Source organism: Anaerobacillus sp. MEB173 (assembly GCF_052119505.1).
GTDB lineage: Bacteria > Bacillota > Bacilli > Bacillales > JBJMAU01 > JBJMAU01.
In genome coordinates this window covers 1-23,946 of the sequence record NZ_JBJMAU010000020.1, presented here as the reverse complement: position 1 = coordinate 23,946, position 23,946 = coordinate 1, and the positions used below count along the sequence as shown (strand labels likewise).

At 38.7% G+C, this 23,946-nt stretch carries 25 protein-coding genes and 1 tRNA gene; all 26 read left to right on the top strand.

Annotated features, from left to right (window positions below):
- The first annotated feature begins 1 nt into the window (after position 1).
- Positions 2-268, top strand: coding sequence for an RNA-binding S4 domain-containing protein (locus tag ACJ2A9_RS20765; RefSeq protein WP_441423609.1), 267 nt, complete (start codon positions 2-4; stop codon positions 266-268).
- 263 nt (positions 269-531) lie between these two features.
- Positions 532-843, top strand: a complete 312-nt coding sequence (yabP, locus tag ACJ2A9_RS20760) for a sporulation protein YabP (RefSeq protein WP_441423608.1) — start codon at positions 532-534, stop codon at positions 841-843.
- Positions 840-1,442 (top strand): spore cortex biosynthesis protein YabQ, encoded by a 603-nt coding sequence (gene yabQ / locus ACJ2A9_RS20755; RefSeq protein WP_441423607.1) that lies wholly within the window; start codon positions 840-842, stop codon positions 1,440-1,442. Before yabP ends, yabQ begins: the two co-directional genes overlap by 4 nt.
- A gap of 13 nt (positions 1,443-1,455) precedes the next feature.
- Positions 1,456-1,836: an FtsB family cell division protein gene (locus tag ACJ2A9_RS20750; RefSeq protein ID WP_441423606.1), complete on the top strand. Its 381-nt coding sequence runs from the start codon at positions 1,456-1,458 to the stop codon at positions 1,834-1,836.
- 74 nt (positions 1,837-1,910) lie between these two features.
- A complete protein-coding gene (locus ACJ2A9_RS20745) occupies positions 1,911-2,435 on the top strand; it encodes a S1 domain-containing RNA-binding protein (RefSeq protein WP_441423605.1) in 525 nt (174 codons plus the stop codon).
- 133 nt (positions 2,436-2,568) lie between these two features.
- Positions 2,569-2,645: transfer RNA gene (locus tag ACJ2A9_RS20740), tRNA-Met, on the top strand.
- Positions 2,646-2,994: 349 nt separating this feature from the next.
- Positions 2,995-5,493, top strand: a complete 2,499-nt coding sequence (gene spoIIE / locus ACJ2A9_RS20735; RefSeq protein ID WP_441423604.1) for a stage II sporulation protein E — start codon at positions 2,995-2,997, stop codon at positions 5,491-5,493.
- 116 nt (positions 5,494-5,609) lie between these two features.
- Positions 5,610-6,353, top strand: a complete 744-nt coding sequence (locus ACJ2A9_RS20730; protein WP_441423603.1) for a VWA domain-containing protein — start codon at positions 5,610-5,612, stop codon at positions 6,351-6,353.
- Positions 6,316-7,302, top strand: a complete 987-nt coding sequence (locus ACJ2A9_RS20725; RefSeq protein ID WP_441423642.1) for a protein kinase domain-containing protein — start codon at positions 6,316-6,318, stop codon at positions 7,300-7,302. Before ACJ2A9_RS20730 ends, ACJ2A9_RS20725 begins: the two co-directional genes overlap by 38 nt.
- Before the next feature lie 93 nt (positions 7,303-7,395).
- Positions 7,396-8,151, top strand: coding sequence for a threonine/serine exporter family protein (locus ACJ2A9_RS20720; RefSeq protein WP_441423602.1), 756 nt, complete (start codon positions 7,396-7,398; stop codon positions 8,149-8,151).
- 18 nt (positions 8,152-8,169) lie between these two features.
- Positions 8,170-8,613 (top strand): threonine/serine exporter family protein, encoded by a 444-nt coding sequence (locus tag ACJ2A9_RS20715; RefSeq protein ID WP_441423601.1) that lies wholly within the window; start codon positions 8,170-8,172, stop codon positions 8,611-8,613.
- Positions 8,597-10,003 (top strand): tRNA lysidine(34) synthetase TilS, encoded by a 1,407-nt coding sequence (gene tilS, locus ACJ2A9_RS20710; protein ID WP_441423600.1) that lies wholly within the window; start codon positions 8,597-8,599, stop codon positions 10,001-10,003. The genes ACJ2A9_RS20715 and tilS overlap by 17 nt, the downstream gene beginning before the upstream one ends.
- 16 nt (positions 10,004-10,019) lie before the next feature.
- Entirely contained in the window at positions 10,020-10,559 is a 540-nt protein-coding gene (hpt, locus tag ACJ2A9_RS20705) for a hypoxanthine phosphoribosyltransferase (RefSeq protein WP_441423599.1), read from the top strand.
- Positions 10,560-10,630: 71 nt separating this feature from the next.
- On the top strand, positions 10,631-12,649 hold the full coding sequence (ftsH, locus tag ACJ2A9_RS20700; RefSeq protein ID WP_441423598.1) for an ATP-dependent zinc metalloprotease FtsH: 2,019 nt from the start codon (positions 10,631-10,633) through the stop codon (positions 12,647-12,649).
- 186 nt (positions 12,650-12,835) lie between these two features.
- On the top strand, positions 12,836-13,603 hold the full coding sequence (locus tag ACJ2A9_RS20695) for a type III pantothenate kinase (RefSeq protein ID WP_441423597.1): 768 nt from the start codon (positions 12,836-12,838) through the stop codon (positions 13,601-13,603).
- A gap of 251 nt (positions 13,604-13,854) precedes the next feature.
- Entirely contained in the window at positions 13,855-14,733 is an 879-nt protein-coding gene (gene hslO, locus ACJ2A9_RS20690; RefSeq protein WP_441423596.1) for an Hsp33 family molecular chaperone HslO, read from the top strand.
- A 110-nt stretch (positions 14,734-14,843) separates the two neighbouring features.
- The gene (cysK, locus tag ACJ2A9_RS20685; RefSeq protein WP_441423595.1) at positions 14,844-15,767 is read left to right on the top strand and encodes a cysteine synthase A; all 924 of its coding nucleotides are present in this window, start codon (positions 14,844-14,846) and stop codon (positions 15,765-15,767) included.
- 315 nt (positions 15,768-16,082) lie between these two features.
- Positions 16,083-17,543, top strand: coding sequence for an anthranilate synthase component I family protein (locus ACJ2A9_RS20680; protein WP_441423594.1), 1,461 nt, complete (start codon positions 16,083-16,085; stop codon positions 17,541-17,543).
- Between the two features lie 13 nt (positions 17,544-17,556).
- Positions 17,557-18,150, top strand: coding sequence for an aminodeoxychorismate/anthranilate synthase component II (pabA, locus tag ACJ2A9_RS20675; RefSeq protein WP_441423593.1), 594 nt, complete (start codon positions 17,557-17,559; stop codon positions 18,148-18,150).
- Positions 18,135-19,010, top strand: coding sequence for an aminodeoxychorismate lyase (gene pabC, locus ACJ2A9_RS20670; RefSeq protein ID WP_441423592.1), 876 nt, complete (start codon positions 18,135-18,137; stop codon positions 19,008-19,010). The genes pabA and pabC overlap by 16 nt, the downstream gene beginning before the upstream one ends.
- 5 nt (positions 19,011-19,015) lie before the next feature.
- Positions 19,016-19,846 carry a dihydropteroate synthase gene (gene folP, locus ACJ2A9_RS20665; protein WP_441423591.1) on the top strand — a complete coding sequence of 277 codons (831 nt, stop codon included), beginning with the start codon at positions 19,016-19,018 and terminating at the stop codon, positions 19,844-19,846.
- Positions 19,847-19,849: 3 nt separating this feature from the next.
- Positions 19,850-20,209: a dihydroneopterin aldolase gene (folB, locus tag ACJ2A9_RS20660; protein ID WP_441423590.1), complete on the top strand. Its 360-nt coding sequence runs from the start codon at positions 19,850-19,852 to the stop codon at positions 20,207-20,209.
- Positions 20,206-20,733 (top strand): 2-amino-4-hydroxy-6-hydroxymethyldihydropteridine diphosphokinase, encoded by a 528-nt coding sequence (gene folK, locus ACJ2A9_RS20655; RefSeq protein WP_441423641.1) that lies wholly within the window; start codon positions 20,206-20,208, stop codon positions 20,731-20,733. Before folB ends, folK begins: the two co-directional genes overlap by 4 nt.
- On the top strand, positions 20,685-20,888 hold the full coding sequence (locus ACJ2A9_RS20650; protein ID WP_441423589.1) for a helix-turn-helix domain-containing protein: 204 nt from the start codon (positions 20,685-20,687) through the stop codon (positions 20,886-20,888). The genes folK and ACJ2A9_RS20650 overlap by 49 nt, the downstream gene beginning before the upstream one ends.
- 37 nt (positions 20,889-20,925) lie before the next feature.
- Positions 20,926-21,918, top strand: a complete 993-nt coding sequence (gene dusB, locus ACJ2A9_RS20645) for a tRNA dihydrouridine synthase DusB (RefSeq protein WP_441423588.1) — start codon at positions 20,926-20,928, stop codon at positions 21,916-21,918.
- Positions 21,919-22,152: 234 nt separating this feature from the next.
- Positions 22,153-23,655 carry a lysine--tRNA ligase gene (gene lysS / locus ACJ2A9_RS20640; RefSeq protein WP_441423587.1) on the top strand — a complete coding sequence of 501 codons (1,503 nt, stop codon included), beginning with the start codon at positions 22,153-22,155 and terminating at the stop codon, positions 23,653-23,655.
- The last annotated feature ends 291 nt before the right edge of the window (positions 23,656-23,946 follow it).

Below are 23,946 nucleotides of genomic sequence, written 5' to 3'. Positions count from 1 at the left end.
TGTGCGAATTGATAAATTTTTAAAAGTGTCACGTTTAATTAAACGAAGAACATTGGCAAAAGAGGTTGCTGAAAAAGGCCGTATTTCAATTAATGGACAAGTTGCCAAAGCAGGTTCAACTGTAAAGCCGGGAGATGAAATCGAAATTCGGTTTGGCCAAAAGGTTGTAACCGTGACTGTTGAGCAATTGAAAGAATCAACGCGGAAGGAAGAAGCGGGAACGATGTATTCAATCGTAAAAGAAGAAACAATTCGACTAGAACAATAATTAAGAATTACACACTGCCCGTTAATACTAAATAAGGTACTCGATGTCCGAATAACTTTCACCGACATCGAGTACCTTGTTTTAGTTATTGCTTTAGGGTTATTCAAAAAGGCTTCCATGAGTTACTTATACCAACTCTAAACTCTAAATTCTAAATTCTAAATTAAAAGGCTTGTTCTAATCTTTGACCTCCTCTCATAAAAATGAACTAAAGACGATGTTGACACAGTTATTGTGAGTTCAATATAAGGAGGCCGAATAAAATGGATAACCATTATGAATTTGGGATGCCTATGGGAAGAGAAAGACACACAAAGGAACATGATATAACAATGCGCGGTAGAAAGGCAGTTGATATAACAGGTGTAAAAAAGGTAGAGAGCTTTGATAATGAAGAATTTCTACTGGAAACAGAAATGGGGTTTTTGGCCATAAGAGGTCACAATTTGCATATGAAAAACTTAAACGTTGAACAGGGCTTAGTTTCAATTGAAGGAAAGATTTATGATCTAGTTTACCTTGATCAACAACATGATGATAAATCTAAAGGATTCTTTGGGAAGTTATTCAAGTGAGCTTAACTGTTCAGCTTAACACGATGTTGGTCATGACGGCTATGGGAATATGGTTAGGACTTGCCATCGATACCTATGGTCGTTTTGTTCGTAATCGAAAGTGGTATCGTTGGGTCTATATAATTAATGACTGCCTGTTTTGGATCGTTCAAGCCCTTTTTGTTTTTTATATGTTACTACTGGTCAATGAAGGAGAAATGCGCTTTTACATTTTACTGGCATTGATGCTAGGTTTTTCAGCGTACAAGGCGCTTCTTCAAAATGTTTATGAACGTTTGCTAGAAAAGGTCATACAAACGGCAATCCTCACATATCGATTCACCAAAAAACTAATATTTGTCTTTATTGTAAATCCTACCAAATTGTTATTGAAACTTTTATATTCGTTATGTATGATGTTGATATCGCTACTGTTATCCGTGCTTTTATTTCTTTGGAAATGTATCTATATCCCAATTTTATGGATTGGCAGATTGCTATCTAGAGTATTTTGGCGATTTGTACCGAAAGAAAAATTGAAATATTTAAAAAATAAAGCAGGTTTCTTTATAAAGATGAAGAATGTAGTGAGAAAGTGGTTTACTTTTAAGGACAAATAGGGGTGAAGTCGAAATGGTTGCAGCAAGACAAAAGAAAGTAAGAGAAATTAACTCTTCTTACATAAACAACCAAGAACGCCATGAAGATCTTAGAGCAAAAAGAAGAAGAGGATTAGTCCGACGTCTCACTGCATTAAGCATCTTTGTTACGATAATCGCAGTATTTGCAATAGTTACGATTCATTCACAAGCATCAATTCTACATGAGAAAGAACAAGAGCTGATGCACCTGGAAGAGCAGTTGGTTGGTTTACAGTTAATCGAACGCGATCTTTATACAGAAATCGAAAATTACAATGACCTAGAATATATAGCAGAAATTGCCCGTAGAGATTATTTTTTATCAAAGCCTGGTGAAACGATTTTTAAATTGCCCCCTTCTTCATCAGATTGACACTCGATTTCAAAATCAGTTATAATGAAAACAAAAATAAATTTTGAAGATTTTTAAGGAGGAGCAATTTCTACATGTCGATTGAAGTAGGCAGCAAGTTGCAAGGAAAGGTAACAGGCATTACACATTTTGGAGCATTTATTGAGCTGCCAGATGGTACAACTGGCCTTGTCCACATCAGTGAGGTCGCTGATAATTATGTAAAAGACATCAATGAAATTTTGACAGTTGGTGACCAAGTTGATGTAAAGGTTATTAATGTCGAAAAGGATGGGAAGATTGGCCTATCCATCAGAAAAGCAAAAGAGCGCCCGCCTCAAGAAGAGCGAAAGTTTGAAAAACGCCCACCTCGTCCGTTCAACAAAGACGGTCAAGGCCAAGGGAATTTTTCTGGACCTCGTTCAGGAGGACCGCGTTCAGGAGGACCTCGTTCGGGTGGACAGCGTTCAGGAGGACAGCGCAACAATAATGCACGTCCAACAGCCATGTCTTTTGAAGATAAAATGGCTCGTTTCTTAAAAGACAGCGAAGATCGTTTATCAACCCTTAAGCGTCAAACAGAATCAAAGCGTGGAGGTCGAGGTGCTAGACGAGGATAAACTTGCTGCTCACTTATGGAATATATAAATGTAAGGACAAGCACTCATTAGTTGAGTGCTTTATTTTATTATTAAAAAATATGTTGACGACATTGAATTATTCTTGTAATATAAATCTTGTCGTTAAGAATATGGCGGTGTAGCTCAGCTGGCTAGAGCGTACGGTTCATACCCGTGAGGTCGGGGGTTCGATCCCCTCCGCCGCTACCATAAATACATAAACCAACCTATGTTCCAATCGGAATGTAGGTTTTTTATTTTATTTTTCTAAAATCTCCCGCTATTACCCACATTCAATTCTAAACTCTAAACTCCCAAGTTTATGTCCTGAAAAGAAATTTTATTCAAAAAGATATCTTTCAATTTCGAGTTTACTCTTGTAAATATGTTGGGAACTGAGGTTATTGACACCCGAGTTATTGAAGGATTGACAGTATTTTGACATTGGATACAGAAAGCCGTCGAACACTTTTTTGTTATCACTCTGTTGTTTTGACAAAAATTGAATGGACAACCTGTTTATAATAGAGTCACGATAAAATAACGGGTGGTGCAAACAATGATAAGAAAAGTAACAAAGGGTGTGATTGAACCTATGCGTGGATCGATTATAGTGGAACGGACCCAGATGTTAACTTCTCAAATAAGTAAACGAACAAAGACTTTACTTGATACAGTGTTGCATCAATGGGGATTATTATTATTTGTAGTTGGTTTTTTACTTGGACGAGCTATGATCTTGTCTGAAATAACGCCTTTCATTTTACCGTTTTTTGCAGCAGTATATGCATTAAAGAAAGAGAAAGTTGGAGTAGCAGCAGTTGCTTTGTTTGCAGGAGCACTAACCAATGTGTTTGAAACAGGCTGGTTTGTCGTTGCTGCTATTCTTATTTACTTGTTTATGCAACGACTTGTTCGTAAGACAAAGGCCAAAACTGTGAAAGTGCTGCCATTTGTTGTTTTTGCGGCGAGTTTTAGTGCCAGGATAGCGACGACATTTATTATTCAAGGTGAAGTTACAAACTATGCATGGATGATGGCAGGAGTTGAAGCTGGATTAAGTTTTATTTTAACGATGATCTTCCTGCAAAGTGTTCCATTAATTACAATGAAAAAACTGCAGCAACCTTTAAAAAATGAAGAGATTGTTTGTCTCATTATATTATTAGCATCAGTTATGACCGGTACGATTGGATGGATGGTGTATGATCTAACCGTTGAGCACATATTAGCCAGGTATCTTGTATTGCTGTTTGCATTAGTTGGAGGAGCTGCGATAGGGTCCACTGTTGGGGTTGTCACAGGCCTTATTTTAAGTTTGGCCAATGTATTAAGCCTCTATCAGATGAGCTTGCTTGCTTTCTCAGGTTTGTTAGGTGGACTGTTGAAAGAAGGGAAGAAACTAGGCGCAAGTATGGGTCTTCTTGTTGGGACATTGTTAATTGGCTTATATGGGGAAGGAAATCAAGTATTAATGATTACCGTCATGGAGTCAGTCGTTGCGATTGGACTGTTTTTACTGACGCCGAAATCACTCATTGCCAAACTGTCACGCTATATTCCTGGTACACCTGAGCATTCAAAAGAACAGCAACAATATTTACGTAAAATACGTGATATTACTGCGGGAAGAGTTGAACAATTCTCACACCTGTTTTACACACTTTCAAATAGTTTTTCCAATCCTAATATTACTAATCTTGAAGAAATAGATGAGGACAGGGAGATCGATTACTTCTTAAGTAATGTAACAGAAAAAACATGTCAATCGTGCTTTAAAAAAGACCAATGCTGGACACGGAATTTTTCCACTACGTATGATTATATGCACCAAATTATGATAGAAACAGAGCAAAACGGGCAAATAAGAAATCAGCGGCTTGCCTCAGACTGGTCAAGACACTGTGTTAAATCTGAAAAAGTAACCTTAGTGATTCAGCAAGAGCTTGGACACTATCAGGTTAGTAAAAAATTGAAGCAGCAAGTACTAGAAAGCAGAAAAATAGTTGCCGACCAATTGCTTGGTGTTTCTCAAGTAATGGGGGATTTTGCAAAGGAAATTCAAAGAGAAAGAGAGGCTCATTATAATCAAGAAGAGCAAATTTTAGATGTACTCCGATCAGCAGGTATTGAAGTAGGCCATATTGATATATACAGGCTTGAGGAAGGAAATATTGATATTGAGCTTAGTCTCTCCTATAATAGCGGGCATGGTGAGGCAGAGAAAGTCATTGCACCAATTCTCTCAGATATTTTTGAGGAAACAATTATTGTAAAAAAGGAGGAACCTGAATTTTATCCAAATGGATATAACCACGTATCATTTTGTTCAGCAAAAAAATTCGTAATTGAAACAGGGGTTGCCAATGCAGCGAAAGGAGGAGCATGGATTTCAGGGGATTGTCATTCAATGATGGAGCTTGGATCTGGAAAGTATGCATTGGCCATTAGTGATGGAATGGGTAATGGGGAAAGAGCTCATCTAGAAAGTAATGAAACATTGCAGTTGCTTCAAAAGGTTTTGCAATCAGGTATTGAAGAAACAGTAGCGATTAAATCGATTAACTCAATCTTATCGCTCAGAACAACAGATGAAATCTTTTCAACCCTGGATTTAGCGATGGTTGATTTACATGACGCTTCTGCGAAGTTTTTGAAGGTTGGTTCGATCCCAAGCTTTATTAAGCGGGGAGATCAAGTCAAAATGATCCAGGCGAATAATTTACCAATCGGTATTTTGCAGGAGTTTGATGTTGATGTCGTCAAGGAGCAGTTAAAAGCTGGTGACCTGTTAATTATGATGAGTGACGGTATTTTTGACGGTCCGAAAAATGTTGAAAACAAAGAAGCATGGATGAAGCGAGTTATTTCGGAAATTAATACAAATGATCCGCAAGAAGTAGCTGACTTAATTATGGAGAAGGTGATTCGAACAGGCTACGGACAAATTGAGGATGATATGACCATCGTTGTGGCGCAAATTAAGCGTAACACACCAAAATGGGCAGCGATTCCGACATATAAGCCGAAAAAGATTCTTCGTAAGAAAGCGCAATAAATGACTTACAGTAAGACATTTGCAAACGTTTCTTATATTGCTATAGGTGTGACGTATATTCCCCTTTTATTTGGTTAATGATGGTAACATCTGTACTGAATGGAGGGGAAGTTTTTATGGGCAAAGGAACGCTTAGGCAAATCCTGTTAATTACTGATGGTTGTTCAAATCAAGGTGAAGATCCCGTCGCGATTGCTGCATTAGCCAGAGAGCAGGGAATTACAGTAAATGTTATCGGTGTTTTAGAAAACAATCCTATAAGCCAACAAGGAATTGATGAAATAAAGAATATTGCATTGTCTGGTGGTGGAATTAGCCAGGTTGTCTATACGAAACAACTGGCAAAAACAGTGCAAATGGTTACCCGGCAAGCAATGACGCAAACACTGCATGGTGTGATCAATCGAGAATTAAAAGGAATACTTGGTGACGAGCAGGAAATGGAGGATTTACCTCCTGATAAGCGAGGCCAAGTGATGGAAGTTGTTGATGAGCTTGGGGAAACTGTAGATTTAGAAGTACTTATCCTTGTCGATACAAGTGCAAGTATGAATAATAAACTACCGATGGTTCAAGAAGCACTAACCGACTTATCGATTAGTCTTGGCTCAAGAATAGGCAGCAATCTCTTTTCGCTCTATTCATTTCCTGGGAAGCGAAAAGACGTTGATAAGTTATTAGATTGGACACCAAAGTTGGATTCTATTATGAATATATTCCATAAGTTATCTTCTGGTGGGATAACACCAACTGGACCTGCACTTCAGCTTGCTTTACAAAAGTTTTCAAAAACTAGCTCTAAAAGGAGTTTGATTTCCCGTGATGAGGATGAACGATACTACGAAGAGTTCGGTAGCTAATCTACAACCAGGCACAAAAATTCTTGGGAAATGGAATAAAAAACCATATAAAATTTTGAAGCGATTAGGGTATGGAGCAACTGGTACTGTCTATTTAGCAGAATCAGTCAATGGCTTCGTTGCCTTAAAAATAAGTGAAAATGGTATGTCCATAACGTCTGAAGTTAACGTTTTGAAACACTTTTCCAAGGTCCAAGGACAAATCCTTGGACCTTCTTTGCTTGATGTTGATGATTGGGTTACACCCCAAGGGACGATTCCCTTCTATGCGATGGAATATTTAAAAGGGACTGAACTTCTGATGTATATGTCGAACAAAGGTGTGGAATGGATTGGAATTTTAATGGTTCAATTACTTGGAGACTTAGATCGATTACATCAAGCAGGTTGGGCATTTGGTGATTTAAAACCAGATAATTTACTGGTGACCGGCCCCCCTGCCCGTATACGTTGGTTAGATGTTGGCGGTACTACACTCATTGGCCGTTCAATAAAAGAGTATACTGAATTTTATGATCGTGGCTATTGGGGGCTTGGGTTACGTAAAGCGGAGCCCTCATATGATCTATTTGCCGTAGCAATGATAATGATAAATTGTAGCTATCCTGCCCGTTTTCAAAAAAAGGGAGAAGGGGGCCTTAAGCAATTAAAAGCGGCAATTGAAGCCAAACCGAGTCTAGTACCTTATCGTCATGTGCTCTTAAAAGCGTTACAAGGGAAATATACCGGAGCACAGGAGATGCGTAAAGATCTTGTAGCTATTATCGGATCAACGACATCAACGAGCAGATCAAATACGAAATCAACGAGTTCAAGAGTTAACCGTACACAAAGGAAATCGAAACAAAAGAAGCAAAAGAAAAAGATGTCTGGTTTCGTTGAGTTCTTTTTAATTACCTCTTTTCTTCTTTTAGCATATGTCCTATACTTATTTGGACAATTAATGTAGGGAAAAGTTGGAAGGTAGTAGGTTGGGATAAGGCAGACCTTTCCAACTGTGAACTTTCTAACTCTTCATACATAGAATTTTGGAGGGAAACCGATGGGAAAAGCAGAGAAGGTGATGGATATTTGCCTTTTAGCTGGGGAAATTATGCTTACCTACGGAGCAGAAACATATCGGGTAGAGGAAACATTAGAACGAATGGCTAAGGCTGCAGGCTTTAATAATGTCCATAGTTTTGTAACAACAACAGGAATCTTCCTCTCTTTTGAAGAAAAAGGACATAATGATTTTATGCAAATGGTCCGTATTGACGATCGCATGCAAGATCTAAATAAAGTAACACTAGTGAACCAGTTATCACGGGAGTTTGTTGCAGGTCAGTTAGAAGAAGAGGAAGCAATGGAACGTTTGCGGATGATTGCAAAAGCACCGATGAATTATCCCATCTGGTTAATCCATTTTGCTTCAGGTGTAGCCGGTGGTGCATTTTCCTATATTTTCGGTGGGAGTTTACGAGATATGCTTCCTGCTTTTATTGCTGGATTCATTGTAAGTGTCTCACTTCTCTATTTTGAACGGTATTTACGTGTGAAATTCTTTGCGGAATTTATGGCGGCATTTATTGGCGGGTCAACAGCCATTGCTCTCGTTTATTTCGGGGTAGGTATGAATGTTGACCAAGTTCTTATTGGGACACTAATGCCGCTTGTCCCTGGTATCGCACTGACGAATGCGGTTCGTGATTTGATGTCAGGCGACTTAGTTGCGGGAGTGAGTCGTGGGGCAGAAGCAACATTGACATCATTATCGATTGCGATTGGCATCGCCTTATCGATCACTTTATTTTTATAATGGAGAAGGTGAGAAAAAATGTGGTTGGAAATTCTTTTTGTTTTTATCGCAACCATCGCTTTTGGAATATTATTTAATGTACCTACGACTGCAATTTTATTTGGCAGTATAGCTGGAACAATTGGCTTTACTTTTTTACGTTTGCTGCCTGCATACGGTGTAACGACGATTTTTGCAACCGTTGTCGCTTCCTTTTTTGTAGCGATGATGTCTCACTTTCTTGCAAAGAAATTTAGGGCACCTGTTACAATTTTTATTATCCCTGGAATCATTCCGCTTGTTCCTGGTTCAAAAGCCTATTTTACGATGCTGGCTTTTGTGGAAGGTAATTATCTTGGTGGCCTTGAACTTGGCATTGAGACGATGCTTCAAGCGGGGGCGATTGCTGCAGGCCTTGTCTTTGCTCTTTCAATATATTCGTTTGGAAAGGGGATTGGCTTAAGGTATGAACCAAACCGTTAACCGCTTTATCGAGCGACACAATCTCCTTAGGAAAGGTGCAACGATTGTCATTGGAGTTTCGGGAGGCCCAGATTCAATGGCGCTGCTTCATTACTTATGGACTCTCCAGGCCAATTGGAATTTAACAATTATTGCTGCGCATGTCGATCATATGTTTCGTGGTGAAGAGTCGTTTGAAGATTTAAAGTATGTTCAGCAATTTTGTCATGAAAAAGAGATTTTTTTCGAGGCGGAACAAATTGATGTAAATGCGTATAAAAGGGAGCATCACCTTAGTTCGCAGGTCGCTGCACGACTGTGCCGTTATCGTTTTTTTGCTCAAGTCATGGAAAAGCACGCTGCAGATCTGTTAGCATTGGCGCACCATGGCGATGATCAAATTGAAACAATGCTCATGAGACAAGTAAGGGGAAGTCTAACTTCTGGTTTAGCTGGAATACCGGTGAAACGTCCCTTTCATAATGGGTATATCATTCGTCCTTTTTTAGGAATAAGTAAGGATCAGATTGCACAATATTGTAAAGAGTCAAAGATTGAGCCAAGAATAGATGAAAGTAATGAACGAGACGACTATACACGTAATCGCTTTAGACACCATGTTCTCCCATTTCTGAAGGCTGAGAATCCGAATGTTCATGTTAGATTTCAGCAACAAAGTGAAATGCTTCGAAATGATCAATTACTCTTAGAACAATTAGCAACAGAGCGATTGGATAAGGTGACATTAAAGGTAAGTCAAAATAGCTATGTTGTTTGTGTAAAAGCGTTTAATCGTAGTCCAATCTCTTTACAAAGGAGAATGATTCAACTAATATTAAACTATCTTTATGATCAAGTCCCTCCATCCCTTTCCTCAATACATATTGAAGGATTTATTTCGTTACTTAATGATACATATCCCTCGGGACGATTAGATTTCCCATTAGGGTTAAAGGTAATAAAGTCTTATGACCATTGTTCATTGTCTTTTCAAAGCGAAGTGATGAAAGAAGATAGTTCTTATCATCATCGTATACATATTCCGGGCATTGTTATCTTACAAAAGGGAAAGATAATTTCAGAGGTTATACATCATTATCCTGAGAAAATGGATGGGAACAATATCTTTGTGTGCGACATGAATACAGTCCGCTTACCGTTACTTGTTCGGACGAGAAAGGCTGGAGATCGAATCTCGCCCTTTGGTATGAAAGGTACAAAGAAGGTAAAGAGCTTATTTATTGAAGAGAAAGTGAACCTTAATGAGCGAGACAGCTGGCCGATAGTCGTTGATGGGAATGAACAGATCATTTGGATACCAGGATTAAAGCGATCTTCCTTAGCGGTCGTATCACAAAACACAACAGAGTTTTTAACACTTACTTATCAACCATTTAAAGAGCAGTTCTAGGGAGGTTATTTACGTAATGAAGAATGATATTAAAGAGGTTCTTATTTCAGAAGAGGAGATCCAAAAGAAAGTTAATGAATTAGGGAAACTAATTTCAGAAGAATATAGAGACAGTTTTCCTCTCGTTATTGGTGTCTTAAAGGGCGCATTGCCTTTTATGGCGGATTTAACAAAGCGAATTGATATTCATCTTGAGATGGACTTTATGGATGTTTCAAGCTATGGTAACAGCACTGTATCTTCCGGAGAAGTAAAAATTATTAAAGATTTAGATACATCTGTAGAAGGAAGAGACGTACTGATTATTGAAGATATTATAGATAGTGGATTAACGTTAGACTATTTGGTAAAACTATTTCATTATCGCAAGGCAAAAACCGTGAAAATTGTTACATTATTAGATAAACCTGAAGGGCGTAAAGTAGACTTGAAGCCAGATATCGCTGGATTTATTGTCCCAGATGCTTTTGTCGTTGGTTATGGATTGGATTACGCAGAGCGATATCGCAACCTTCCTTATATCGGGGTTTTAAAACCTGAAATTTATGAAGGGTAATTTATTGTGGTAAAAACTGCTTTTATGATACTATAATCAAAGGTCTATTTGTACGCGGGAGGAGGTAAGGAATGAATCGTATATTTCGTAATACAGTCTTTTATTTATTAATTTTCTTAGTGATTGTTGGGATCGTCAGCTTTTTTAATGGCCCCAAGACTGACACGACATTAATCACGTATGACGAGTTCCAAAATCATTTAGAAAACGGACAAATCACATCATTAACAATGCAGCCTTCACGTGGTGTATATGAAGTGCAAGGGCAATTAACGACGATGGAAGAAGGTCAAACTTTTGTCACTCATGTACCGAATACTGAGGAAGCGGTAGGTCAAATTCTTGCAGCAGCAAACCCTGAGTTTGGTAATGCAGAATTGACAATTCTTCAAGCAGAAGAAACAGGTGGATGGGTTACCTTTTTTACGTCGATTATTCCATTTGTCATTATTTTCATTTTGTTCTTCTTCCTTTTAAGCCAAGCTCAAGGTGGCGGAAGTCGTGTTATGAACTTCGGTAAGAGTAAAGCGAAGCTATATAATGAAGAGAAGAAGAAAGCAAAGTTCAAAGACGTTGCTGGTGCTGATGAAGAAAAGCAAGAACTTGTTGAGGTTGTTGAATTCCTGAAAGACCCAAGAAAATTCTCGTCTATTGGTGCAAGAATTCCTAAAGGGGTTTTGTTAGTAGGACCACCTGGTACAGGTAAAACATTGCTTGCTCGTGCTGTTGCCGGTGAAGCAGGAGTACCATTCTTCTCAATTAGTGGTTCTGACTTCGTAGAAATGTTTGTTGGTGTAGGTGCGTCTCGTGTTCGTGATTTATTCGAAAATGCGAAGAAAAATGCACCGTGTATTATCTTTATCGATGAAATTGATGCGGTTGGTCGTCAACGTGGAGCAGGTCTTGGCGGAGGACATGATGAACGTGAACAAACACTAAACCAATTGCTAGTTGAGATGGACGGTTTTGGTGCAAATGAAGGAATTATCATTATTGCAGCAACAAACCGTGCTGATATTCTGGACCCGGCATTGTTACGTCCAGGACGTTTTGACAGACAAATTACCGTTGGTCGTCCAGATGTTAAAGGCCGTGAAGCTGTACTTCAAGTACATGCTCGTAACAAGCCGTTAGCGGATGATGTAAATCTTAAAACGATTGCAACACGTACGCCTGGATTTTCGGGTGCAGACCTTGAAAACCTGCTTAACGAAGCTGCTCTGGTAGCTGCTCGTCAAAACAAAAAGAAACTCGATATGAATGATGTTGAAGAAGCGATTGACCGCGTTATTGCTGGTCCTGCTAAGAAAAGTCGTGTCATATCTGAAAAAGAAAAGAAAATTGTTGCGTGGCATGAAGCTGGACATACTGTTGTCGGTGTAAGGCTTGAAAACGCTGATATGGTACATAAAGTTACGATAGTACCACGCGGTCAAGCTGGTGGTTATGCTGTAATGCTTCCAAAAGAAGATCGCTACTTTATGACGAAGCCCGAACTGTTAGACAAGATTATTGGTCTTCTCGGTGGGCGTGTTGCTGAGGAAGTAACATTCGGTGAAGTAAGTACAGGGGCGCATAATGATTTCCAGCGTGCAACAACGATAGCGAGGAAAATGGTTACTGAATATGGAATGAGTGAAAAACTCGGACCGATGCAGTTTGGTCAAAGCTCAGGTGGGCAAGTATTCCTGGGCCGTGATATTAATAATGAGCAAAACTACAGTGATGCCATTGCTCATGAAATTGACCTGGAAATTCAACGAATTATTAAAGAGTGTTATGAGCGTTGTAAGCAAATTTTGCTTGAGAACAAAGATAAGCTTGATTTAATCGCTCAAACCTTATTAGAAGAGGAAACACTTGATGCAGAACAAATTCGTGCTTTAATGGATAAAGGTGAATTGCCTGAAGATCATCATGCAACTCGTCGTGGAGACTATGGTCCAACAACTGAAACAGCAGATGGTGTAAAGGTAACGATTAATTCAAAGAAAGAAGACCAAGAACAATCGTCTTCTTCAGAATCAGAAGGAACAAAAGAAGAAGTGAAGTCTGATTCAAATGATGACAATACAAACAAAGATAAATAATAAAGAATGTGATGTCTTGCTTTTAGCAAGGCATCTTTCTTATTTTAGAGCATAAACGGGCATAAAAAGATCGTATTTTCTAACTACTAGAATAATTTCCTTTAGGCAATGAGTTCGATGTATGGTATAAATATAGAGAAGGTTACAATGGCTATTTGTAAAATCTGATGACTGGGTGATGAAACGATGATTTTTGTTTTGGATGTTGGAAATACAAATATAGTCCTCGGTGTTTATGATGGCGAGGAGCTAAAATATCATTGGCGTGTTGGGACAAGTCGCCAAAAGACTGAAGATGAATATGGTATGCTTATTAAAGACCTATTTGCCTATAAGGGGCTTCCAATAGATGCGATCGATGGCATTATTATTTCGTCTGTTGTTCCTCCAATTATGTTTGCTTTAGAGAGAATGTGTAGAAAATACTTTAATATCGAACCAATGATAATCGGTCCGGGAATTAAAACAGGGTTAAACATTAAATATGATAATCCAAAAGAAGTTGGTGCAGACCGAATTGTAAATGCAGTTGCAGGTATCCATTTGTATGGAAGTCCGTTAATTATTGTTGATTTCGGGACAGCGACTACATTTTGTTATATTAATGAAGAGAAGCAATATATGGGTGGAGCTATTGCTCCGGGTATCTCAATTTCTACAGAGGCGCTGTATACTCAAGCATCTAAATTACCGCGAATTGAGATTACAAAGCCAAGTAATATTATTGGCAAAAATACTGTTAGTGCGATGCAAGCCGGAATTGTCTACGGCTATGTAGGTCAAGTCGAAGGAATCGTCAATCGTATGAAAGCTCAGGCAAACGTTGAACCAAAAGTAATTGCTACTGGAGGCTTAGCCCCTCTTATTGCCAGAGAATCCAATTGCATTGATATTGTCGATCCATTTTTAACCTTAAAAGGCTTGCAAATGATATACTTGAAGAATAAGGAGTAAGATACCTTTTTCTCATGCAGAAAAAGCAAATTCAGCATAATGAATTTGCTTTTTTTGTAGTTCAAGCTCCAGCGCCTAGCCGCTCGAGGTCACTTCGGTCCGACAAACGTGTCCAAAAAACCAGGACACTTATTGTCGGTCCTCCAGTGCTTGTCGCGTCTGAGCAAGGCGCCTGCGCTTTTTTTGTATAACTGTATAGATTTGTTAGGGAATAACGATAATATGACTATTAATAAAAAGGAGAATTCATTATGGGAGACTATTTAGTAAGAGCAATAGCTTTTGAAGGGAAAGTAAGAGCGTATGCTGTAAAAACAACAGATATGGTTGGAGAAGCGGTTAGAAGGCATGATACATGGCCTACAGCTTCAGCCGCATTAGGAAGAGCAATGACGGCTACTACGATGATGGGTGCGATGCTAAAAGGTGAGGATAAAATTACCGTAAAAATAGAAGGTGGCGGTCCAATCGGACAAATAATCGTTGATAGTAATGCGAGAGGGGAAACGAGAGGTTATGTCGGAAATCCGCACGTTCATTTTGATCTAAATTCAGCCGGCAAACTGGATGTCGCTCGTGCAGTAGGTAAAGATGGATTTTTATCGGTCGTCAAAGACCTTGGGATGAGAGAGAAATTTACAGGTAGTGTACCGCTAATATCAGGTGAACTAGGAGAAGATTTTACATATTATTTCGTTTCATCAGAACAAACACCATCATCTGTAGGTGTAGGTGTTCTTGTAAACCCTGATCATTCAATTTTAGCTTCTGGAGGTTTCATAATTCAATTAATGCCGGGTGCTGATGATGAAATGATTGATCTAATTGAAACAAAACTACAGCAGCTGCCGCCAATTTCTAAGCTAATCCAAGCAGGAATGCCGCCAGAGGAAATCCTCTATTCACTGTTTGGGGAAGAAAATGTAAAAATCCTTGATCAAATGGGTGTACTTTTTCAATGCGCCTGCTCGAAAGACCGGTTTAGTCAAGCGATTATTAGTTTAGGGAAAGAAGAAATTAAATCAATGATCGATGAAGATGGTGAAGCAGAGACTGTGTGCCACTTTTGTAATGAAAAATATCACTTTAATAAGGGTGAGCTAGAAGAACTTTATGAGGAATCAAAATAAAGGAAAAAACAGTTAAAATTATGATTGACAGTATCCTTAAGGTTTGCTAACATAAGATTAACAACAAAACCAATAAAAATACTCGGTATTAAAGTTGAGGGAGGATAAACATGAGAGTTGCAAATTCTATTATAGAGCTAATTGGAGAAACACCCTTAGTAAAGTTAAATCGTCTAGTACCTGAAGGTTATGCAGATATTTATTTAAAATTAGAATATTTCAATCCAGGAAGCAGTGTTAAAGACCGAATTGCCTTAGCAATGATTGAATCAGCTGAAAAGAGCGGCAATCTTAAAGAAGGTGACACAATTGTTGAACCGACAAGTGGTAACACTGGAATTGGTTTAGCAATGGTTGCTGCAGCAAAAGGTTACCGTACGCTTTTAGTAATGCCTGAAACAATGAGTTTAGAGCGTCGCAACCTTTTACGTGCATATGGTGCTGAACTTGTATTAACTCCTGGTCCAGAAGGTATGGGTGGAGCGATTCGTAAGGCGACTGAGCTTGCAAAAGAAAAAGGTTACTTTATGCCACAACAGTTCGAAAATCCGGCAAACCCTGAAATTCACCGTCTTACAACAGGAAAAGAGTTAGTAGAGCAAGTAGGCGACCAACTTGATGCTTTCGTATCTGGAATTGGAACAGGTGGAACAATTACTGGAGCTGGCGGAGTTCTTAAAGAGAAATTCCCTAACTTAGAAGTAATTGCTGTTGAACCAACGGATTCACCAGTACTTTCTGGTGGAAAACCAGGGCCTCACAAAATTCAAGGGATCGGTGCAGGGTTCGTACCTGAAATTCTTAATACAGATATCTATAATGAAGTGATTCAAATATCGAATGAAGAAGCATTTGAATATGCTCGTCGTGCAGCGAAAGAAGAGGGTATCCTTGGAGGGATTTCTTCTGGTGCAGCCATTTCAGCAGCACTAAAAGTTGCCAAGCGTCTTGGAGCAGGTAAAAAAGTTGTTGCTATCATTCCAAGTAACGGTGAGCGTTACCTAAGTACACCTTTATACCAATTTGAAGATTAATAAAAAAGCGGAAGCGCCTGTATAGACGCGTCTGTGTCTACAAGGTTATACTACGAAGTATGTTTCCTTGTCACAAAGCAGCAATGAAGTTACACAGCTAGTTGCTTCGCTGCAGCTAGACAATAGATAGCAGCTCTCAACATGATGAGAGCTGTTATTTTTATCTAGAAATAACGCTTCTGCTTTCCAGAAAACATCGTTTAATGTTAAAATTAATTTTAAGATTTTCAAATCATTTGAATGTACGTACTTTAATCAAGGAAGTATAACAACAAGTCAATCTATTCTTTTGTCTGATTCAGGAGTGTGAGTAAGTTGCAACGACATAGTCAGGGTTATGCACAACAGCTGGTGAAACGATATTCGTTAGCGAGAAAAATTCCATATTCGATTGAACAGTGGTTTATAAAATATAAATGGTTATCAAAGAATGAATCGCATCATGTTTTATTAGAAAGTGGGTTGAGCGGTAGATACAGTATCATAGGTTTGCGTCCATGGGCCATCGTTGAAGGAAAAGACAACGAACTGTTTATTATGCAAAATGGTCATGTCGAAAAGAAAACCGGTAACCCTCTTGTCTTGATGAAAGAGTGGATGGACAAATATCGTACTGAACCTGTTCAAGATTATCCTGATTTTCAAGGCGGCGCAATTGGCTATATTAGCTATGATTATGTAAGACAAATTGAGAAGATTGGTCATAGTGCTGCTGATGATCTAGAAACAAACGATCTTTACTTCCTCGTATTTGATGATGTATTTGTCTTTGATCATCATGAACAGACATTATGGATAATGACTCACTATAACGAAGGGCAGCGAGAAGCTGCTGAAGCCCGTCTGTCTTCTTTTGAGCAAGGATGGCTGAAGCAAGAGCCGAAGTGGGAATGGGATGTACAAACATTGCAGGCAGAAGATGATTGGGAAGCGTCATTGCCGGAAGAGCAGTTTGTTCAAGCGGTGAAAAAAATCCAAGATTATATTGCGAACGGTGATGTGTTTCAGGTGAATTTATCAGTTCGCCAATCTAAGACACTTAAGACACCACCTCTTCATATATACGAAAAGCTTAGAGAGTTAAACCCATCACCATATATGGGGTATTTGCATACGCCCTCTGTTCAGTTTGTCGGCGGCTCACCAGAGTTACTGATTAAATTGAAAAATGGCGAAATTAGTACAAGACCAATTGCTGGTACAAGGTCAAGAGGCAAAAATGCCGAAGAAGATGAACGGTTAGCAAGAACGTTAATCGAAAATGAAAAAGAAAAAGCAGAGCATGTCATGCTTGTCGATTTAGAACGCAATGACCTTGGTCGTGTTAGTCGCTATGGCACGGTCGAAGTTAATGAATTAATGGTTATTGAAAAATATTCACACGTCATGCATATTGTGTCCAACGTCCGTGGTCAACTTGCCGATGGATTAGATGCGTATGATGTGATAGAAGCAGTGTTTCCGGGTGGAACAATTACCGGGGCACCGAAAGTTAGAACGATGGAAATTATCGAAGAACTTGAACCAGTTCGCAGAGGAATTTACACGGGATCAATTGGGTGGATTGGTTTCAATGGGGAAATGGAGCTAAACATTGTCATTCGCACAATGGTAGCGAAGAATGGCAGAGCGTATGTTCAAGCAGGAGCAGGAATCGTTATTGATTCCGAACCAGCTAGTGAATATAAAGAATCATTAAAAAAAGCAAGAGCATTATGGAAAGCAAAAGAGTTGAGTGAAGAAGAGTTAACAAAAATTACAGAGAAGTTGAGCTGAGGAGGAGATTTTTATGATTTTAATGATTGATAACTACGACTCATTTACGTACAACCTTGTCCAATATTTAGGGGAAATGGGCCAAGAGCTTATCGTTAAGAGAAATGACCAAATTACAATTGAAGAGATCGAAAAGCTGAATCCATCTTATTTAATGATTTCACCTGGTCCATGCAGTCCGAATGAAGCAGGAATCAGTATGGAAGCGATTCGCTATTTTGCTGGAAAGATTCCTATTTTTGGCGTATGTCTAGGGCATCAATCGATTGCGCAAGTATTTGGTGGCGATGTAATTAGAGCAGAACGATTAATGCATGGAAAGACTTCTGAAATGGAGCATGATCAAAAAACCATTTTTGCAGGTCTTACAAATCCTTTCACAGCAACACGTTATCATTCGTTAATTGTAAAAAAAGAGACACTGCCTGATTGCTTTACCGTTTCAGCATGGACAACTGAAGGTGAGATTATGGCGATCCGTCATAATACATTACCAATCGAAGGCGTCCAATTTCACCCGGAATCGATTATGACTGAAGACGGGAAAAAACTATTACGAAATTTTATTGAATATTACGGAGAGCGTAAAACATGTACATCTATCTAAACGGTGAAATTGTAAAGCAGGAAGATGCTAAAATCTCTGTTTTTGAACATGGCTTTATGTATGGTTTAGGTTTATTTGAAACGTTTCGAGTTTATAAAGGTCATCCATTTCTTTTGGATGACCATTTTCAGCGTTTACGAGCCGGATTAAAAGAGCTGGAAATTGATTGGCCAATGAATCGTCCTGAAATACTAATGATCATAAACGATTTATTAGAGGTTAATAAGCTAACTGAAAAGGATGCATATGTTCGTTTTAATGTGTCCGCAGGGGTTGGTCATTTAGGGTTACAACAAGAACCATATCAACAACCAACAACAATCGTCTATATGAAAGAACTTCCTCTACAAAATGAAGTGGTCGAAAAGCAGGGAATGATTCTGAAAACAAAACGGAATTCGCCCGAAGGGAACGTTCGTTTGAAGTCGCATCATTTTTTGAATAATATTTATGGTAGACGTGAAGTTGGCACTGATCTCAACTGTGAAGGGATATTCTTAAATGATAAAGGGTTTCTATCTGAGGGTGTCGTTTCAAACATCTTTTGGGTGAAAGATGGTATCGTTTATACACCGTCAGTTGAAACGGGAATTTTGGATGGAATTACAAGAAGATTTGTTTTCGCTTTATTAACGCATAATGAGATTCTTTATCAAACGGGTTACTATACAAAAGAAGACTTATACAATGCAGAGGAAGTCTTTGTTACGAATTCCATTCAGGAAATCGTCCCTTTGTGTTCTGTTGATGGTATTTCATTCGCAGGAAAAACAGGACAAGTCACAACTCAATTAATCAATGACTACAACGCGTACAAAAAGAACCTATGGAGTCGAATTGATATAGAAGGAAAGGATTAAAAGTTATGATACAGAAAAGGAAAACAATTGAGTGCGGTAAGCAAACTCTTGATTTTAGTAACAAAACATTAATTATGGGAATTTTAAATGTTACCCCGGACTCTTTTTCTGATGGCGGGAAATACAATCGAATTGATCAGGCATTACTTCATGCAAAAGAAATGATTGAGAATGGTGCTGATGTAATCGATATTGGAGGAGAATCGACAAGACCTGGATTTAAAACGGTGACACTTGAGGAAGAGTTGGAACGGGTAATCCCTTTTGTTGAGGTGATTTCCAAGGAAATTGATGCTCCTATTTCAATCGATACGTATAAAGCAGAAGTTGCTAGACAATCGATAGAAGCAGGAGCTGCCATTATTAATGATGTATGGGGAGCAAAAGCGGATCCTGAAATGGCAAGTGTTGCCGCTAAGTATGGTGCGCCGATCATTGTCATGCATAACCGTAACGATACGAACTATAGCAATTTAATGGAGGATCTTGTTAAAGATTTAGAAGTAAGTATCGCGATTTGTCATGATGCTGGTGTAAGCGATGACAAAATTATTGTGGACCCGGGAATTGGCTTTGCGAAGACACAGGAACAAAATTTAGAAGTGATGAGAAGGCTTGATGAAGTTGTCGCCCTTGGCTACCCTGTTTTATTAGGAACATCCCGGAAATCGATGATCGGAAAGACATTGGACTTACCTCCAGAAGAACGTATGGAGGGAACTGGTGCCACGATTTGCCTAGGTATTGAGCGTGGTTGTCAAATTATTCGTGTTCATGATGTCTTAGAAATGAGTCGTATGGCAAAAATGATGGATGCAATGCTTGGAAAGGGATAATTTATGGATAAAATATATGTAAATAGAATGCAATTTTATGGGTATCACGGTGTCTTCCCGGAAGAAACAAAACTAGGACAGCGTTTTTATGTTGATCTTGTTTTAGATACAGACTTAAAGGAAGCAGGAATGACTGATCAGCTTGATCAAACAGTTAATTATGCGGAAGTGTACGAGTGTACGAAGGAGATTGTTGAAGGGCCGCCTTTTAAATTAGTCGAAGCAGTTGCAGAAAAAATTGCAGCCAGTTTGCTAAATGGGTTCCCGATTATTCTGCGCTGTACAGTGAAAGTCATTAAGCCTGATCCCCCGATACGTGGGCATTATGACTCTGTGGCCATTGAAATTGTGAGGGAGAGATAATGAATACGGCATATTTAGGCCTTGGTTCTAACCTTGGTGATCGTTGTCAGCTACTTTATCAAGCGTTGGAAAAGCTCGATGCTGATGTAAATGTTACCATTGTGAAAGTATCATCAATCTATGAAACAGATCCAGTCGGTTTTGAGGATCAAGACCAATTTCTCAATATGGCCGTTGAGATTCAGACAAACTATTCACCAAGAGAGCTCTTACAAAAGACGCAGAAGATTGAAAATGAACTTGGAAGGATAAGACATATTCATTGGGGTCCGCGAACTTTAGATCTTGACATTTTAGTGTATAATCAAGAAAATATTGTAATGGATGATCTAATCATTCCTCATCCTCGAATCATAGAGCGGGCTTTTGTTGTCATTCCTTTAATGGAGCTAAACCCAAACCTCTATTTACCGAAATTTAATAAGACAATTGATGTAATCTACGAGCAATTATTAAATAAAGAAGGTGTGCACGTATGGAAGAAGCGAAGTGGGGAAGGAGAATTCGGGCTTTTCGAAAGCTAAAAGGCTACACCCAAGAAGGGTTAGCAAAAGAATTGAATATTTCTATTTCTGTTTTAGGTGAAGTTGAGCGTGGGAATCGTTCTCCCGATGAGGAGCTTATCGAGCGCATTGTGAGCACACTGAAGATTACAAAGGAAGACTTAATGTCAGACTGACTTTTATATATAAACATGAACTTGGAGGTGAAGATCGATGTTAAAGATCGGAAATATTAAAATGAAAAACCCTGTTGTTTTGGCACCGATGGCTGGTGTTTGTAATCCAGCCTTCCGACTGATTGCGAAGGAGTTTGGAGCAGGTCTTGTTTGTGCCGAAATGGTTAGTGATAAGGCGATCCTATACAAAAACGAAAAGTCATTAAGTATGTTATATGTCGATGAACGTGAAAAACCATTAAGTTTGCAAATTTTTGGCGGTGACCGTGAAACACTTGTAGAAGCAGCGAAAGTGGTTGATAAGCAAACAAACGCTGATATTATTGACATCAATATGGGATGTCCAGTTCCGAAAATCACAAAATGTGATGCAGGGGCAAAGTGGTTGCTTGACCCTGACAAAATCTATGAAATGGTTTCAGCGGTAGTTGATGCTGTAGAGAAACCAGTTACTGTAAAAATGCGAATGGGTTGGGATGAAGACCATATTTATGCTGTTCGTAATGCCCAAGCTGTTGAGCGCGCTGGAGGTCAGGCGGTTGCCGTCCATGGCCGTACTCGTGTCCAAATGTACGAAGGTAATGCCAATTGGGATATTATTAAAGAAGTGAAAGAAGCGGTGAATATCCCTGTAATTGGTAATGGTGATGTACAAACACCACAAGATGCTAAAAGAATGCTTGAAACAATTGGTGTTGACGGAGTTATGATTGGCCGTGCCGCATTAGGCAACCCATGGATGCTCTACCAAACTGTGAAATACCTTGAAACAGGTGAACTTGGTGAGGATCCGACACCAAGAGAAAAGATCGACGTTTGCATGATTCATTTAGACCGCCTTATTGCACTGAAAGGCGAAAATGTAGCAGTCCGTGAAATGCGTAAACATATTGCATGGTATTTAAAAGGAATGCGTGGAAATGCAAAAATTCGTGATCAGGTGAATCAATTACTCACTAGAGAACAAATTGAACAAACGTTGTATGGCTTTGTTGAAGAGATAGAGTCTAGACAAGAAATAACAAGCTGATTCTGAGAAGCGGTCGAGCAATCAATATTTGACATTTTCTTAACACTAACCTATAATACGGTTCATAATGCGAAACTGCCAGTAGACTACTGGCAGTTTTTCTAATGAGATTGTTGTTTATCTAAAATGAAAAAAGATTATCCTATACATAGTAGATACAATGTTGGAATAAGTTGATGTGTTTATTGATTAGAAATATACATTAAAAAATAGATTTATCTAGGAGATGATAGTATGAGTCAAGAGGTGGAGTTAAATGAACATTTGCGGGTGCGTAGAGAAAAGCTATCTACATTATTGAGTAATGGTGTGGATCCTTTTGGTGAACGTTTTGAACGTACACATACGGCACAAGCGATGATTGACCAATTTGACCAATATTCAAAAGAAGAACTTGAAGATAAGGCCTTTGAAGTAACAATTGCAGGGCGTATTATGACAAAGCGCGGCAAAGGAAAGGCTGGATTTGCCCATATTCAAGATTTAACAGGACAAGTTCAAATCTATGTGCGTCAAGATATGGTTGGGGATGAGCAATATGATATTTTTACTACGATTGATATTGGAGACATTGTAGGGATTACTGGTGTTGCTTTTAAAACGAAAGTAGGAGAAATGTCTGTTAAAGTATCGAACTTCCAACTACTTACAAAATCGCTTCGTCCATTACCGGATAAGTTTCATGGACTAAAGGATGTTGAGCAAAGATACCGTCAACGCTATGTTGATTTAATTATGAATCCTGATGTTCGTACAACATTTGTGACACGCAGTAAAATTTTACAATCCATGCGTCGTTATTTGGATACAAGAGGATATTTAGAAGTGGAAACACCAATGATGCACTCCATTGCCGGAGGTGCTTCAGCCCGTCCGTTTATTACGCATCATAATGCTCTTGATATGGAATTATATATGCGTATTGCGATTGAACTTCATCTTAAGCGATTAATTGTTGGTGGATTAGAGAAAGTGTATGAAATCGGTCGTGTGTTCCGTAACGAAGGTGTATCGACACGACATAACCCGGAATTTACAATGATTGAGCTTTATGAAGCCTATGCTGACTATAAGGATATTATGAAGCTTACTGAAGAACTTGTTGCTCATATCGCGCAAGAAGTTTTAGGGACAACAACAATTACTTATGGTGAATATGAAGTTAATCTTGAACCGGAATGGAAGAGACTTCATATGGTTGATGCGATTAAAGAACATACTGGTGTTGATTTCTGGAAAGAGATGAGCGATGAAGAAGCTAGATCTCTTGCTAAAGAACATAATGTTCCGGTGAAAGAAACGATGACGTATGGTCATGTTGTGAATGAGTTTTTCGAACACTTTGTTGAAGAGAAGTTGATTCAGCCTACATTTATTTACGGTCATCCTGTTGCGATTTCACCACTTGCTAAGAAGAACCCTGAGGACCCTCGTTTTACTGACCGTTTTGAATTGTTTATTGTTAGCCGAGAGCATGCGAATGCTTTTACTGAATTAAATGATCCAATTGACCAGAGAGAACGATTTGAAGCTCAGCTTGTAGAGAGAGCCCAAGGTGATGATGAGGCTCATATGATGGATGATGATTTTGTTGAAGCATTAGAATATGGTATGCCTCCAACTGGTGGTTTAGGAATAGGAATCGATCGTTTAGTTATGTTGCTAACGAATTCGCCGTCTATTCGTGATGTGCTATTATTCCCGCAAATGCGTCACCGAGAAGCTAGTGAAGAGTAATAAGAAAAATAAAGCTGCATCTATTTCATATAGGTGTAGCTTTTTATAAAAAAAATAAAAAACATCTTGCGTTGAGTAACTCGTTATGATATATTATTACTTGTCGCTACGAGATGGCGATGAGAAATAAAAAATAATTAAGATGTTGACAATGACTTTGGATGATGTTATAGTAATAAAGTCGTCAACAAACGACAAAATAGCAATAGTATTTACGACGTCAAGTTGTAAAATGTCGAAAGTGAGTTCTTTGAAAACTGAACAAAAAAAGCCAAGCGAATTATTGAGATA